At 72.7% G+C, this 13,940-nt stretch carries 11 protein-coding genes; 5 read left to right on the top strand and 6 right to left on the bottom strand.

Annotated elements, in window-relative coordinates; all coding sequences use genetic code 11:
* Positions 1-176 precede the first annotated feature (176 nt).
* Together AC0699_RS09385 and AC0699_RS09390 are read right to left on the bottom strand one after the other, a co-directional pair.
* Complete coding sequence (locus AC0699_RS09385; RefSeq protein ID WP_478657948.1) at positions 177-1,091, bottom strand: DMT family transporter; 915 nt, start codon at positions 1,089-1,091, stop codon at positions 177-179.
* Positions 1,092-1,148: 57 nt separating this feature from the next.
* On the bottom strand, positions 1,149-2,090 hold the full coding sequence (locus AC0699_RS09390) for an EamA family transporter (RefSeq protein WP_478657662.1): 942 nt from the start codon (positions 2,088-2,090) through the stop codon (positions 1,149-1,151).
* A 146-nt stretch (positions 2,091-2,236) separates the two neighbouring features.
* Here AC0699_RS09390 and AC0699_RS09395 point away from each other — a divergent pair, with 146 nt between their 5' ends.
* Positions 2,237-2,749 (top strand): MarR family winged helix-turn-helix transcriptional regulator, encoded by a 513-nt coding sequence (locus AC0699_RS09395; protein WP_478657665.1) that lies wholly within the window; start codon positions 2,237-2,239, stop codon positions 2,747-2,749.
* Between the two features lie 104 nt (positions 2,750-2,853).
* On the opposite strand, the gene AC0699_RS09400 is transcribed toward AC0699_RS09395, so the two are convergent.
* From AC0699_RS09400 to AC0699_RS09410, 3 genes are read right to left on the bottom strand one after another with little or no spacing between them, the layout of a single operon-like run.
* On the bottom strand, positions 2,854-3,093 hold the full coding sequence (locus tag AC0699_RS09400; protein WP_478657668.1) for a hypothetical protein: 240 nt from the start codon (positions 3,091-3,093) through the stop codon (positions 2,854-2,856).
* Positions 3,094-3,113: 20 nt separating this feature from the next.
* Entirely contained in the window at positions 3,114-5,243 is a 2,130-nt protein-coding gene (malQ, locus tag AC0699_RS09405; RefSeq protein ID WP_478657670.1) for a 4-alpha-glucanotransferase, read from the bottom strand.
* Positions 5,244-5,432: a hypothetical protein gene (locus AC0699_RS09410; RefSeq protein ID WP_478657673.1), complete on the bottom strand. Its 189-nt coding sequence runs from the start codon at positions 5,430-5,432 to the stop codon at positions 5,244-5,246. It abuts the gene before it with no gap.
* A gap of 251 nt (positions 5,433-5,683) precedes the next feature.
* Here AC0699_RS09410 and AC0699_RS09415 point away from each other — a divergent pair, with 251 nt between their 5' ends.
* Complete coding sequence (locus AC0699_RS09415; RefSeq protein WP_478657675.1) at positions 5,684-8,626, top strand: beta-N-acetylglucosaminidase domain-containing protein; 2,943 nt, start codon at positions 5,684-5,686, stop codon at positions 8,624-8,626.
* 616 nt (positions 8,627-9,242) lie between these two features.
* Here AC0699_RS09415 and AC0699_RS09420 read toward each other — a convergent pair.
* Entirely contained in the window at positions 9,243-9,779 is a 537-nt protein-coding gene (locus tag AC0699_RS09420) for an HNH endonuclease (RefSeq protein ID WP_453663718.1), read from the bottom strand.
* Positions 9,780-10,025: 246 nt separating this feature from the next.
* Here AC0699_RS09420 and AC0699_RS09425 point away from each other — a divergent pair, with 246 nt between their 5' ends.
* The 3 genes from AC0699_RS09425 (at position 10,026) to AC0699_RS09435 (ending at position 13,939) form a co-directional block, all read left to right on the top strand.
* Entirely contained in the window at positions 10,026-11,081 is a 1,056-nt protein-coding gene (locus AC0699_RS09425; protein ID WP_478657679.1) for a mechanosensitive ion channel family protein, read from the top strand.
* Between the two features lie 230 nt (positions 11,082-11,311).
* Positions 11,312-12,529, top strand: a complete 1,218-nt coding sequence (locus tag AC0699_RS09430; RefSeq protein WP_478657682.1) for an ROK family transcriptional regulator — start codon at positions 11,312-11,314, stop codon at positions 12,527-12,529.
* Between the two features lie 72 nt (positions 12,530-12,601).
* Positions 12,602-13,939: an ABC transporter substrate-binding protein gene (locus AC0699_RS09435; RefSeq protein WP_478657685.1), complete on the top strand. Its 1,338-nt coding sequence runs from the start codon at positions 12,602-12,604 to the stop codon at positions 13,937-13,939.
* Position 13,940: the final 1 nt, after the last annotated feature.

The following is a 13,940-nucleotide window of genomic DNA, read 5'->3' on the forward strand; positions in this document are numbered from 1 at the left end:
CGACCACCCCGCCTAGACGCCGCGGGCCATGGGCACGCCCCCCCCCCCCCCCCCCCCCCCCCCCCCCCCCCCCCCCCCCCCCCCCCCCCCCCCCCCCCCCCCCCCCCCCCCCCCGGTGCCTGGGGCCGGGGGACGGCCGGTCACCGCCCCGCACCGCTCTCAGGCCCCGTGCCGCCTCACCGCCCCCGCGCAGCGCCCAGCGCCACCCCGCCCAGGATCAGCGCCAGGCACAGTGCCTGCACCGGCCCGAACGGCTCGTCGAGGATGACGAAGGAGAGCAGGGCCACGCAGACCGGCTGGAGGTAGTAGACGACGCCCGCGCGGGCCGCGCCGATCAGGGCGATCGCCTTGTTCCAGGCGAAGAAGGCGACGGCGGAGGAGAAGACGCCGACGTACACGAGCGGGCCGACGGTTTCCGCCGTGGGTTCGAAGCCGCCCTGTACGGCGAGGCTGATCGCGTAGGCGGGCAGCAGCATCAGCGCACCGAGCACGAACGTGCCGAGGAGGAAGGTGCGTCCGCCGAGTCCGGCGGGGCGGCGCCTGAGCAGGGCACTGTACGAGCCGAAGCAGACCGCGCCGGCCATGACCCACAGGTCGCCCGCAGCGAAGTCCAGGGAGCCCTTGCCGACGAGCAGCAGTACGCCGGCGCAGGCGATCAGCGTTCCGGCCACGCGCCGGGCGCCGAGGCGGGCGCCGCCGAGGCGTTCGTACACGGCCATCAGGGCCGGTGAGGCAGCCATGATCATGCCCATGTTGCCGGCGGTGGTGGAGACTCCCGCCTGGTTGACGAGGGTGTTGTAGACGGTGACGCCGAGCAGCGAGGCGAGGGACACGAAGCCCAGATGACGGCGGATCAGATGCCGCTGCCGCCAGGTCTCGCGGGCCGCGAACGGGGCGACGGCGGCGACAGCGATGATCCAGCGCCAGAAGGCGTGCTGTACGGGCGGGACGGAGTCGTGCAGGGCGCGGGAGGTGACGAAGCTGCCCGACCAGACCACCGTCGCGACGACCGCGAGGAGGATGCCGAGGCCGGAGGCCTGCTTCACCCTGCTCGCGGTGGTCGTCGCCTCACTGCTGCGGACGCGGTCCAGGACTGCCACGGTGTATCCCTCGCCTCTCTCCCCGGATGGGGATCTCGGTTGCGGGACCTACCGTCGCACCGCCCGAATACCCAGGTCCATCGAATCTTTTCGAGAATTCCTTTCAGCAGAACTGAATGGTTCGGAGGGGCGTGGAGCGATCTGGCCGACGATCGTGGCGGTGAACGCGATCACCATGCCGAGCAGCTGCACCGGTGTCAGGTCCTGGCCGAGCGCCGCCCAGCCGATGACGGCCGCGGTGATCGGCGAGAGCGGGCCGAGCAGCGTGACGGAGGTGGCGGTGAGCCGCTCGATGCCGCGGAACCAGAGCCAGTAGCTGACGGCGGTGTTGGCGAGCGCGAGATAGAGGTAGCCGGCGACGCCGCGGCCGTCGAGCGCGGGCGGGGCGCCCTCGACGAGGAAGGCGAACGGCGCGATCAGCAGTCCGCCGGCGGTGAGCTGCCAGCCGGCCATGACGAGCGGGCCGACCCCCTCGGGCCGGCCCCAGCGCTTGGTGAGCACGATCCCGGCGGACATCGACGCGGCGGACGCGAGCCCGGCGAGCACACCGACCAGATCGAGCGCGGCGCCCGCCTTGAGGACGACCAGGCTGACGCCGAAGGCCGCGGCGATGGCGGCGAGCAGCCCGCGTACGGTTGGCCGGTCGCCCAGCAGCAGGGTCGCGAGGCCGATGACGAACAGCGGCCCGACCGAGCCGACGACGGCGGCGACCCCGCCGGGCAGCCGGTACGCGGCGAGGAAGAGCAGCGGGAAGAACGCCCCGATGTTGAGCGCGCCGAGGACCGCCACCTTCCCCCACCAGACGCCGCGCGGCAGCGTGCGGGTGAGCGCGAGCAGGGCGAGACCGGCGGGCAGGGCGCGCATCACTCCGGTGAACAGGGCGCGGTCGGGCGGCAGGAACTCGGTGGTGACGACGTAGGTGGTGCCCCAGGAGACCGGGGCGAGGGCGGTGACGGCCGTGACGGCGACGGCGGCGTTGCGGACGGACATGGCAGCCCCTTCATGGGCGGCGGACGCGAACGACGAACAACAAACAACGAACGCGAGGTGGCTTGTCGCTAAGTAGCTTAGGGCTAAGCCACTTAGATGCAAGTCACTTGCTTGCCAGCAACCATGTCTGGGCCGAAACTGTTCCCATGACCTCCACTCCCGCCCCCACCCCGGATCCCGTGGACGCGATCATCGCGCAGTGGGCCGTCGTACGACCCGAGCTCGAAACCGTCCCGATGGCCGTCTTCGGGCGGATCTACCGCCTGGCGAACGCGATGGCCCTGCTCCACGACAAGGCGTACAAGCCGTACGGCCTCTCGCGCGGGGAGTTCGACGTCCTGGGGACGCTGCGGCGTTCCGGGGAGCCCTACACGCTCTCGCCCCGCCAGCTGTCCCAGACACTGATGCTGACGACAGGCGGGATGACCGGCCGGCTGGACCGGCTGGAGAAGGCCGGGCTGCTCAGCCGCAGCCCCGATCCGCACGACCGGCGCGGATTGCGGGTGACGCTCAGCGAGCGGGGCCGCGAGCTGGTGGACGGGGCCGTGGAGGCAGGGCTCGCGGCGCAGCGGGAGGCCCTGGGCTCGGCGCTCGACGAGGACGAGGCGGAGCAGCTCTCCGGGCTGCTGCGGAAGCTGCTGAGCTCGATGGGGGCCTGAGCCGCTCCCCGCCGGGGAACGCGTGAGGGCGCCGCACGGTACCGGGACCGTGCGGCGCCCTCACGAAGAGCGTGAAGAGTGCGTACTCGGGAAGGAGTGCGCGCTCAGGCCTGCTTCTTGGGCCTGTCGGACTTGTCGAGGACCATCACCAGGCCCACGATCACCAGGAACAGGACGATCGGCAACACGACGTACAGGCCGAGCGTCTCGGCCACACTCAGGCCGGGGCCCGGGTCGTCGCCGTCGTCGGGCATCAGCGCGAGCGCGGGGGACGACATGAGCAGCATCATCAGCGTCGTACCGGCCGCGACGGTGCCGGCGCGCAGGGCGTTCTTCTTGTCCACGGTGCAAACGTAGCGAACGGCTAGGAGGGGCGCGCGCCCGGGGTGCCCGTACGAGCTGCGGACGCCGGACGGAAGACCTCCATCAGGGCGTGCAGCCGGGGCGACGCGGCCAGCTCCTCCAGCGTCAGCGGGCGGCCCTCCGCGTCCCCGACGGGCAGCCGCCAGTTCGGGTACTGGTCCCAGGTGCCCGGCAGGTTCTGCGGGCGCCGGTCCCCCACGGCGTCCGGCAGCCAGACGCCCACCATCCGGGCGGGGGTGCGCAGCAGGAAGCGGTAGACGGCGCGGATCTCGCCCTCCTCGTCGCGGGTGCCCTCGGGCAGCAGTCCGAGCCGGGTCAGATACGCGAGCCACTCGGCGACCTCCGCGGAGTCCTCCCTACGCTCCTGCTCCAGCGGCCGGGTGAGCAGCCCCAGCCGGTGGCGCAGCGCCACGTGCTCGCCGGTGAGGCGGGCCGCGGTGGACGGCAGATCGTGGGTGGTCGCCGTGGCCACACAGCTCTCGCGCCAGCTCCCGGGGGCCAGCGGGCGGCCCGTACCGTCCCAGTCGCGCTCGAACCAGAGCACGGACGTGCCCAGCACCCCGCGGCGCGAGAGGACCTCGCGCACGCCCGGCTCGACCGTGCCGAGATCCTCCCCTATGACGACGGCGCCCGCGCGGTGCGCCTCCAGCACGAGGACGGCGAGCATCGCCTCGGCGTCGTACCGGACGTACGTGCCCTCGGTGGCCTCGGCGCCGCTCGGCACCCACCAGAGCCGGAACAGGCCCATGACGTGGTCGAGGCGCAGCGCGCCCGCATGCCGCAGCAGGCCGCGCAGCAGCCCGCGGTACGGGGCGTAGCCGGAGGCGGCGAGGACGTCCGGGCGCCACGGCGGCAGCCCCCAGTCCTGGCCGCGCGCGTTGAACGCGTCCGGCGGTGCGCCCACCGACATCCCGGCGGCGAACGCGTCCTGCTGCGCCCAGGCGTCCGCGCCGCCCGGGTGCACCCCGACGGCGAGGTCATGGACGATGCCGACGGCCATTCCGGCGTCGCGCGCGGCCGTGGACGCCGCGGCCAGCTGCTCGTCGGTCAGCCAGGCGAGCCGGCAGTGGAAGTCGACCCGGTCCATCAGCTCGCCGCGGGCCCGGGATGTCTCGGCGGAGCGCGGATCGCGGAGTCCGGCGGGCCAGGAGTGCCAGTCCGAGCCGTAGACCTCGGCGAGGGCGCACCAGGTGGCGTGATCGTCCAGCGCCTGGCCCTGCGCGGCGAGGAACGCGCAGTACTCGGCCCTGCGACCGGGTCCGAGCGGGACCCGCTGCACGAGCTCCAGGGCCTGGAGCTTGAGCTCCCAGACGGCGTCGCGGTCGATCAGCGCGCCCTTCTCCAGGACGGAGACCCGCAGCCCGGCCGCCTTCTCCACGAGCGCGTCCAGCCGGCTCCGGTCCTGGCCGATGACGTACGCGTACTCGGGGATGCCCTCGATCCGCAGATGCACCGGATCCGGGAAGCGGCGCGACGACGGGCGGTACGGGGAGGGATCGGTCGGCACGCCGGGCACCGCCGCGTGCAGCGGGTTGACCTGGACGAACCCGGCCCGGAGATCCCGGCCCGCCCAGGCGGCCAGCTCCCCGAGGTCCCCGAGGTCCCCCATGCCCCAGGAGCGGCCGGACAGCAGCGAGTAGAGCTGCACCAGGAATCCGTGCACCCGGCCCTCGGGCTGCGGCACCGCCTCCGGCGCGACGACCAGCGTGGCGCGCGCCTTCCGCCCGCCGGGCGTGCGCACGTCCAACCGGTGCACTCCGGGCGGCAGTTGGGCCCACTCGTGCCGCGCGGTCTCCCGAACGGCCTCGGCCGGGGCGACGACCGCACGCTCACGCCACTCCAGCGAGCCGCCCTCCTCCAGCCGCACCCGCACACGGGTGCGCTCCGGGAGGGCCACGGGCGGCTCGGCGGCCGGGAGCCAGGCCACGACCGTCGGCGGGAGCAGACGCTCCGCGGCTGCGGCGTCCGCCGCGGAGAGGGCGGCCAGGACCGCGTCCGGGGTGGCGGCGTCCACGCCGAGCGCGGCGAGCACCGCGACGACCGTGGAGTCGGGGACGGGGACGGTGACGCCCGCCGAGGGCGAGTACGAGGTGGCGACACCGTGCAACGCGGCCAGCCGGGCCAGGCCCATTCAGACTCCTGGGGACTCCGTGCCGCCGGCGGTGCCGGGGGCGGTCGGTTCGCTGGTGAGGGGGGCGGCCACGGCGAGCGGCGGCTCGCTGGTCAGAGGTGCGGCGTCGGCGAGCGGCGGCTCACTCGTGAGGGGACCGGGCACCTGTTTGGACAGGGCGGGGAGCAGCAGCTGTGCGGATGCGGCCACGGGGGCCTCCTAAGGTGGGCAACAGGACATTGCAGGCCTACCCAGTGGGCACGGCCGCAGACGTACGCCTCTCGTCAACGTGTTCCGTGTCACATTCTGCTCCACGCACGGAAGTTGAGCGGACCGTTGCACGGTCCTGCGCGCCGATGGGCAAATACGACACAAGCGGCACCCGCATTGACACGTTCACCACACCGGTGGTGGGCTCGAATCCGTTTCGATGGACACGGGAGCCTGGAGGGGAGCCGGACGTGCGGTTCGGGCGCAGGAAGCAGACGGCGACCGCCGTCGCCGTCGCCGTGATCGGCGGCCTGTTCGGCAATGCTCCAGGAGCCGTCGCCGCACCCGACGTGCCCGGTTCGGCCACCGCCACCGTGCCCGACCGCGCGGACGGCACGGGGCTGCCCGCCGTCTGGCCGCGCCCGCAGACGCTCAAGGCCGGCGGCCGTGCCGTACCGCTCGGCGAGGAGGCGACCCTCCTGGTGGCCCCCGACGCCGATCCGTACGCGGTGGAGACGGTCCGGGACACCCTGCGTGCCGCCGGTGTGCGCACCATCCACACCGCGCTGCCCGGCCAGGGGCCCGTGGTCCGTCTCGGCGGCAGTGGCGCACTGGACGCGCTGCGCGCCCTGCGCGTACCCGAGCGCGTCGATCTGCCCGCCGGCGGCTACCGCATCGCGGCGGGCCGCGTCGCCGGCCGGGACACCGTCGCCCTGGACGGCGTCGGAGGCGACGGGCTGTTCCACGGGGCGCAGACGCTCCGGCAGCTGGTCAGGGACGGTTCGGTCGCCGGGGTCGTCGTACGCGACTGGCCCGGTACGGCCGTGCGCGGGATGACGGAAGGTTTCTACGGCCGGCCGTGGAGCCGTGAACAGCGCCTCGCACAGCTCGACTTCATGGGACGCACCAAGCAGAACCGGTACCTGTACGCGCCGGGCGACGACCCGTTCCGGCAGGCCCGCTGGCGCGAGCCGTATCCCGCGGACCAGCGCGCCGAGTTCCGCGCGCTCGCCGAGCGGGCCCGCGCCAACCATGTGACGCTCGCCTGGGCCGTCGCCCCCGCCCAGTCCATGTGTCTGGCATCGGACGACGACGTCAAGGCGCTCAAGCGCAAGATCGACGCGATGTGGGCGCTCGGCGTACGCGCCTTCCAGCTGCAGTTCCAGGACGTCAGCTACAGCGAGTGGCACTGCGGCCGGGACGCCGACACGTTCGGCTCGGGGCCCGAGGCCGCGGCGAAGGCGCAGGCGCGGCTGGCCGGTGAGGTGGCCCGGCATCTCGCCGACCGCCATCCCGCGGCCGCCCCGCTCACGATCATGCCGACGGAGTTCTACCAGGACGGCGCCACCGAGTACCGCACGGCGCTCGCCTCGCAGCTGGACAGCCGCGTCCAGGTCGCGTGGACCGGAGTCGGCGTCGTCCCGCGCACCATCACCGGGCGGGAACTGGCCGGGGCGCGCGAGGTGTTCCGGCACCCGCTGGTCACCATGGACAACTACCCGGTCAACGACTACGCGCAGGACCGCATCTTCCTCGGCCCGTACACCGGCCGGGAACCGGCCGTCGCGACCGGGTCCGCCGCGCTGCTCGCCAACGCGAGCGAGCAGGCGACCGCGTCCCGCATCCCGCTGTTCACCGCCGCCGACTACGCGTGGAACCCGAAGGGTTACCAGCCGCAGGAGTCCTGGCGGGCGGCGATGGACGACCTCGCCGACGGCGACCCGAAGACCCGGGAGGCGCTCGGCGTGCTCGCCGGGAACCATGCGTCGTCCCTCCTCAACCCCAACGAATCCGCGTATCTGCAGCCGCTGCTGGCCGAGTTCTGGCGGTCCCGTACGACCACCGACGCGGCCGCCAGGGACGAGGCCGCGAGGCGGCTGCGGAACGCGTTCACCGTGATGCGGGAGGCGCCGCAGCGGCTGGGACCGGTCCAGGATCAGGGAGCGGGGTCCGGGCACGCGAGCCTGGCCGCGCTGGACGCCGAAGTGCGGCCGTGGGTGGACCAGTTGGCGCGGTACGGCCGGGCCGGCGAGCTCGCCGTCGACATGCTGCAGGCGCAGGCCCGCGGCGACGGCGCGGCGGCGTGGCGGGCCTCTCTCGCGCTGAATCCGGTGCGTACGGCGATCGGCCGGCAGCAGGTGACCGTCGGCAAGGGGGTCCTCGGCCCGTTCCTGAGCCGGGCGGCGAAGGAGTCCGCGGCGTGGACGGGCGCGGCCCGCGCGGCCGGGTCCGTGACCCGTACGGCCGACGCGTACACGGTACGGCTGGGCCGCGCCCGCTCCGTCGCTGCCGTGACGGCGATGACCGAGCCGGGCCAGGACGGCGCCACCGGCGCGCTGGAGGCACATGTGCCGGGCGAGGGGTGGCGCCGGCTCGGCGCGCTCACTCCGTCCGGCTGGACCCAGAGCCCGACGGAGGGGCTGCGGGCGGACGCCGTACGGATCACCGGCGCGCCGGGGGTGCACGCGCTCGTGCCGTGGTTCGACGACGAGCCGCAGGCACGGCTGGATCTCGCCCGGGGCGAGCTGGACACCGAGATCGGCGGCGGGCCGCAGCGCTTCGACGCGTTCGTCTCGGCGCAGCGCCCCGACGAGGTGCGCGGTGCACTCGCCGCGAGGACGCCGAACGGCATCCGGGTGACGGTGCCGCCGCAGACACGCGTGCCGCGCGGCGCCCGTACGGCGGTGCCCGTCGAGGTCACGGTCCCCGCGACGACGCCGGCGGGCGAGTACCAGGTGCCTTTCACCTTCGGCGAGGAGGAACGCACGCTGACGGTGCGGGCCTACCCGAAGACCGGCGGGCCCGATCTGCTCCGCACCGCCACGGCCTCCTCCTCGGGCGACGAGACACCGGACTTCCCTGCCTCCGCGGCGGTCGACGGGGACCCGGCCACGCGCTGGTCCTCCCCCGCGGAGGACGGCGCCTGGTGGCAGGCCGAGCTCTCCGGTCCGACCCGGGTGGGGCAGGTCGTCCTGCACTGGCAGGACGCCCACGCCACGAAGTACCGCATCCAGGTCTCCGCCGACGGCCGCACCTGGCGCACGGCGGCGACGGTCCGCGACGGCCGCGGCGCCCGCGAATCGGTCCGCATGGACGCGCCGGACACGCGCTTCCTGCGCGTCCAGGGCGACGCGCGGGCGACGCGCTTCGGCTACTCGCTGTGGTCAGTGGAGGCGTACGCGGTAGCGGACTAGGCCCTCACGGGCCGCGGGTACTTCCCCCAGCCCCACCCCTTCCCGAAACTGGGGGCTCCGCCCCCAGCCCCCGCGGCAGCTCCGCGCCGCACAAACACCCGACCCCGCACCCGATGACCGGCCGGGGCCGAACCGGCCCCCTCACCCACGGCCCGCACCCGGCATCCGAGCCGGACCCGGGCCGAACCGGAACCCACCACCCACGACCCACAGTCGGCGGACGGTCCGGGGCGGGGCCGTGCAGGGTCGGCCCCGCAGGGACCGGCGGAAGCACCGGGTGATCCCGCGGTACCGGGCAACCCGCCGGTCCCGAGGAGTCGAGCCCGGAGGGGCCCCGCCCCACCACCCACCGGCACACCCCGAGCCCGTCCGGCGCTTGAGGACGGACACACCGGCCGCGCCCACGGCACCGGCCACACCGACACCGCACCCCCGCCACCCACCGGCAGCAGCCACACCAAGCCCGTCCGGCGCTTGAGGACGGACACACCGGACGCCGCCACGGCACCGGCCACACCGACACCGCACCCCCGCCGGAGGCGCACCCAGCACACCGGGCACACCGTCACCTCACCCCCGCCGGAGGCGCCCCCGCACACAACAGAGGCCCGGATCCTCAGGCAGAAATGCCGTCGATCCGGGCCATCGCGTCGTCCGCGCCGTACGGCTGCAGGTATGGCAGCCAGCGCGGGTCCCTATGCCCCGTGCCGATGATGCGCCAGGCCAGGCCGCTCGGCGGGGCGGGTTGGTGCCGCAGCCGCCAGCCCAGCTCCCGCAGGTGCCGGTCGGCCTTGACGTGGTTGCAGCGGCGGCACGCGGCCACCACGTTGTCCCATACGTGCTGACCACCGCGACTGCGCGGAATGACGTGGTCGACGCTGGTTGCGACGCCACCGCAGTACATGCAGCGGCCCCCGTCGCGGGCGAACAGCGCGCGGCGGGTAAGAGGAACGGGCCCCCGGTAGGGGACCCGGACGAAGCGTTTGAGTCTGACCACGCTGGGCGCGGGCAGAACCCGGGTCGCACTGTGCATCAAGGCGCCGGACTCCTCGAGACAGATGGCTTTGTTCTCGAGGACGAGGACGAGCGCGCGGCGGAGCGGTACGACGCCGAGGGGCTCGTACGACGCGTTGAGGACCAGGACATGCGGCACGGATGCCTCCTTGTACGCCGGCGGCGCGTGGCTCGCGCCGGGACGATCTGCTCTCAGTCTCTCCTCATGCCTGGTCGAAGCGCCACTACGTCCTCGTAACGGGCCGGAAGGATTTTGTGTGCGCTCGACCACACCAGGAAGTTCCCCGGGTGAGCCTTGTCTCTCCCTCGAACAGAACAACAAGGGCACGGCGTGTGCCCCGTTAGTGTGGTTGGACCGCCGATGTAAGCCCTGGAGGTATCCGTCGTGTCCCTGGCCGCCGATCCGTCAGCCCCGCCCGTCACCCTCGACGAGGCCGCGGAGAAGGCCACCAACGCCGCGGGCTGGGTGGAGCAGAACTGGTCCACCTGGCTGAGCGTCGGCCTCCGGATCCTGCTGATCGTGGTGATCGCGGTGCTGCTGCGGATCGCCATCCGCCGCGCGCTCACCAGGCTGATCGAACGGATGAACCGCAGCGCCCAGGCAGTGGAGGGCACCGCCCTCGGCGGTCTGCTGGTGAACGCGGAGCGCCGTCGGCAGCGCTCCGAGGCGATCGGCTCGGTTCTGCGCTCGGTCGCGTCGTTCGTGATCCTGGGCACCGCGGGGCTGATGATCCTCGGCGCGCTCAACATCAATCTGGCTCCGCTGCTCGCCTCGGCGGGCGTCGCGGGCGTGGCGCTCGGCTTCGGCGCCCGGAACCTGGTCACCGACTTCCTCTCCGGCGTCTTCATGATCCTGGAGGACCAGTACGGGGTCGGGGACAGCATCGACGCGGGCGTCGCGTCCGGCGAGGTGGTCGAGGTCGGCCTGCGCGTGACGAAGCTGCGCGGCGACAACGGTGAGATCTGGTACGTCCGCAACGGCGAGGTCAAGCGGATCGGCAACCTCAGCCAGGGCTGGGCGACCGCCTCGGTGAACGTGACGGTCCGCCCGACCGAGGACATGGACCGGGTGCGCGAGGTCATCGAGGAGGCCGCCTCGTCGATGACCAAGGACGAGCCGTGGAACGAGCGGCTGTGGGGTCCGGTCGAGGTGCTGGGCCTGACCGAGGTGCTGCTGGACTCGATGACGGTGTCGGTCTCCGCGAAGACGATGCCGGGCAAGGCCCTCGGTGTGGAGCGCGAGCTGCGCTGGCGGATCAAGCGCGCCTTCGACCAGGCGGGCATCCGGATCGTGGGCGGTCTGCCGCAGCAGGCCGACGGCGAGCAGCCGGTCAAGGACCCGACGGCGGGCGTGGCGGCCCCGTCGGCGTACTCCTCGTCGACGTCGCCCCAGTCGATGGCGGCCTCCCCGATCACACCGCCGCCGGGTCTGTCGAAGTAGCGGCGCGCACAGCACAAAGAAGGGGCGCCCCCGCCATGACGGCGGGGGCGCCCCTTCGCATCAGCGTCCCCGGAGCGGCGCGTAACGCTTTGGTTGCCGCGTGCGCGGCGTGCCTCGAGAGGTATTGACGACCCGATGACGGGGCACTTACGTTCTCGACATCGAATAGGAAACTTTCCTAACAGTGCACGATACGGTGCTCTGTTGCTTGAAGGTGAGGTGCATCCGTCGTGGCGGGTACTACCCCGGGGACGCCGCGCGTACTCCGCGCCATGAACGACCGGGCCGCGCTCGATCTGCTGCTGGAGCACGGGCCGCTCTCACGGACCCGCATCGGGAAGCTGACCGGGCTCTCCAAGCCCACCGCCTCCCAGCTGCTGGCTCGGCTGGAGGCCGCCGGACTGGTGGTCGCGACCGGCACGACCGAGGGGCGCCCGGGCCCCAGCGCGCAGCTGTACGCGGTCAACGCACGCGCCGGGTACGCCGCCGGGCTCGATGTGACGCCGAAGCGCATCCGTGCCGCGGTCGCCGACATCACCGGGGCCACCGTCGGGGAGTTCGTCCTCGGGACGCCGGGGCGGCGCGCCGACAGCGTCGTGCGGCAGGTGACCGAGGCTCTCGACGGGGCCGTGAAGGCGGCCGGGATCACCCGGGACGAGGTGCACCGGCTGGTCATCGGGACGCCGGGCGCGTTCGACCCGTCGACGGGGCGGCTGCGGTACGCGTCCCACCTCCCCGGCTGGCACTCGCCCGCGCTGCTCGACGAGCTGGCGGCCGCACTGCCCATGCCGGTCGAGTACGAGAACGACGTGAACCTGGTCGCCGTGGCCGAGCAGCGGCTCGGTGCGGCCCGTGGTCACGAGGACTTCGTACTGCTGTGGAACGAGGAGGGCCTCGGCGCCGCGCTCGTCATCGGCGGCCGGCTGCACCGCGGCTTCACCGGCGGCGCCGGTGAGGTCGGATTCCTGCCGGTGCCCGGAACGCCCCTGGTGCGGCAGGTCGCGAAAGCCGGCAGCGGCGGCTTCCAGGAACTGGCCGGTGCGCAGATGGTCCCCCGGCTGGCCCGGGAACTCGGCATCGAAGGCGTCGGGCACGGCCCGCACGCCGACGTGGCGTCGGAGCTGCTGCGGCAGGCGGCGGCAGCGGTGACGGCCGGGGACCGGGGACCGTACCGCACCCTGCTCGACACCTTCGGGACCGGGCTGGCCACCGGTCTCGCCTCCATGGTCGCCGTACTCGACCCGGAACTCGTGGTGCTCTCCGGCCGGCTGGTCCTCGCCGGCGGGGAGCCGCTTCGTGACCGGGTCCAGGCGGAACTCGCCGAACTGGCCGCCTCCCGGCCCCGCCTGGTCATCGGCGATGTACAGGAACACCCCGTGCTGCGCGGGGCGCTGGAGAGCGCCCTGGCAGCGACCCGCGACGAAGTCTTCGACACCTCCGCACGCTGACCTCCTCAGCCCCCGGCCCTGTCCCGCCCGTTACTCCATCAGACCGTCAGACCGTCACAGGGAGATCCCGTCATGCCCGGAATCCGCCGGAAAACGGCTGTCGCGCTGGCCGCGACCGCTTCGACAGCCCTGCTCGCCACCGCCTGTACGGGGTCGAACGACACCGGTGCGAATGACGACCCGAACGCACGGACCACGCTCACCTTCTGGCACGGCTGGAGCGCTGCCGGCGAGGTCAAGGCGATCGAGGAGAACATCAAGGCGTTCGAGGACAAGCACCCCAACATCAAAGTCAAGGTCGTCAAGGGCATCACGGACGACAAGCTCAACCAGGCGCTGCGCACGGGCGGCTCGAACGCGCCGGATGTGGTGTCGTCCTTCACCACGGACAACGTGGGGCGATTCTGCTCCTCCAAGGCGCTCACCGACCTGAAGCCGTTCCTGGAGAAGTCGAAGATCGACCCGGAGAAGACCTTCCTGCCGCAGATGGCCAAGTACACCGAGCACGACGGCACCCGCTGCGCGGTGCCGCTGCTCGGGGACGCGTACGGCCTCTACTACAACAAGAAGGCCTTCGAGGAGGCCGGGATCAAGGCCCCGCCGAAGACGCTGTCCGAGTTCGACGCGGTCGCGAAGAAGCTCACCAAGACCACGGGCGACGGCTTCGAGCGGCTCGGCTTCATGCCGCTCTACCAGGGTTACGAGACCACCGTCGAGCACTACGGCAGCCAGTTCGGCGTCAGGTACACCGATGGGAACGGCAAGTCCGGCACGGCCCAGGACCCGGCGGTCACGTCCCTGTTCACGTGGCAGAAGAAGCTGGTGGACGATCTCGGCGGGTTCGAGAAGCTCAACAAGTTCCGCACCGGGCTCGGCGACGAGTGGGGTCCGAAGCACCCCTTCCACACCGGCCAGGTGGCGATGCAGCTGGACGGCGAGTGGCGCGGCAAGATGGCGTCGGACGCCAAGCTTCCGTTCGAGATCGGCGCGGCGCCGTTCCCGGTGCCCGATGACCAGGTCGCCGACTACGGCAAGGGCTATCTGTCCGGCACGATCCTCGGCATCGCGAGCAACAGCCCGAAGAAGAACGCCGCCTGGGAGCTGGTGAAGTACCTCTCCACCGACACCGACGCGGTCGTCTCCTTCGCCAACGCCATCCACAATGTGCCTTCGACCGTCGCGGCGCTGAACTCGCCGAAGCTGAACAACGACCCGCTGTACCGCACGTTCGTCGGCATCGCCCAGCACCCCAAGAGCTCGCACGCCCCCTCGTCCGTCAACGGCGGCGCCTTCCTGCTGACGCTCCAGGACAACGGCCTCGCGTACGAGAAGGGCGCTCAGAAGGACCTGGACGCGCTGCTGAAGAAGAACGACGCGCAGGTCGACAAGGACAACGAGCAGGCCGGCTGAC

The sequence above is a fragment of the Streptomyces sp. NPDC043870 genome, from assembly GCF_056435785.1.

Excerpts from the sequence above, each read along its gene's own strand:
- AC0699_RS09390 (WP_478657662.1), bottom strand. The coding sequence starts at position 2,090 with ATGTCCGTCCGCAACGCCGCCGTCGCCGTCACGGCCGTCACCGCCCTC.
- AC0699_RS09395 (WP_478657665.1), top strand. The coding sequence starts at position 2,237 with ATGACCTCCACTCCCGCCCCCACCCCGGATCCCGTGGACGCGATCATC.
- malQ (WP_478657670.1), bottom strand. The coding sequence starts at position 5,243 with ATGGGCCTGGCCCGGCTGGCCGCGTTGCACGGTGTCGCCACCTCGTAC.
- AC0699_RS09435 (WP_478657685.1), top strand. The coding sequence starts at position 12,602 with ATGCCCGGAATCCGCCGGAAAACGGCTGTCGCGCTGGCCGCGACCGCT.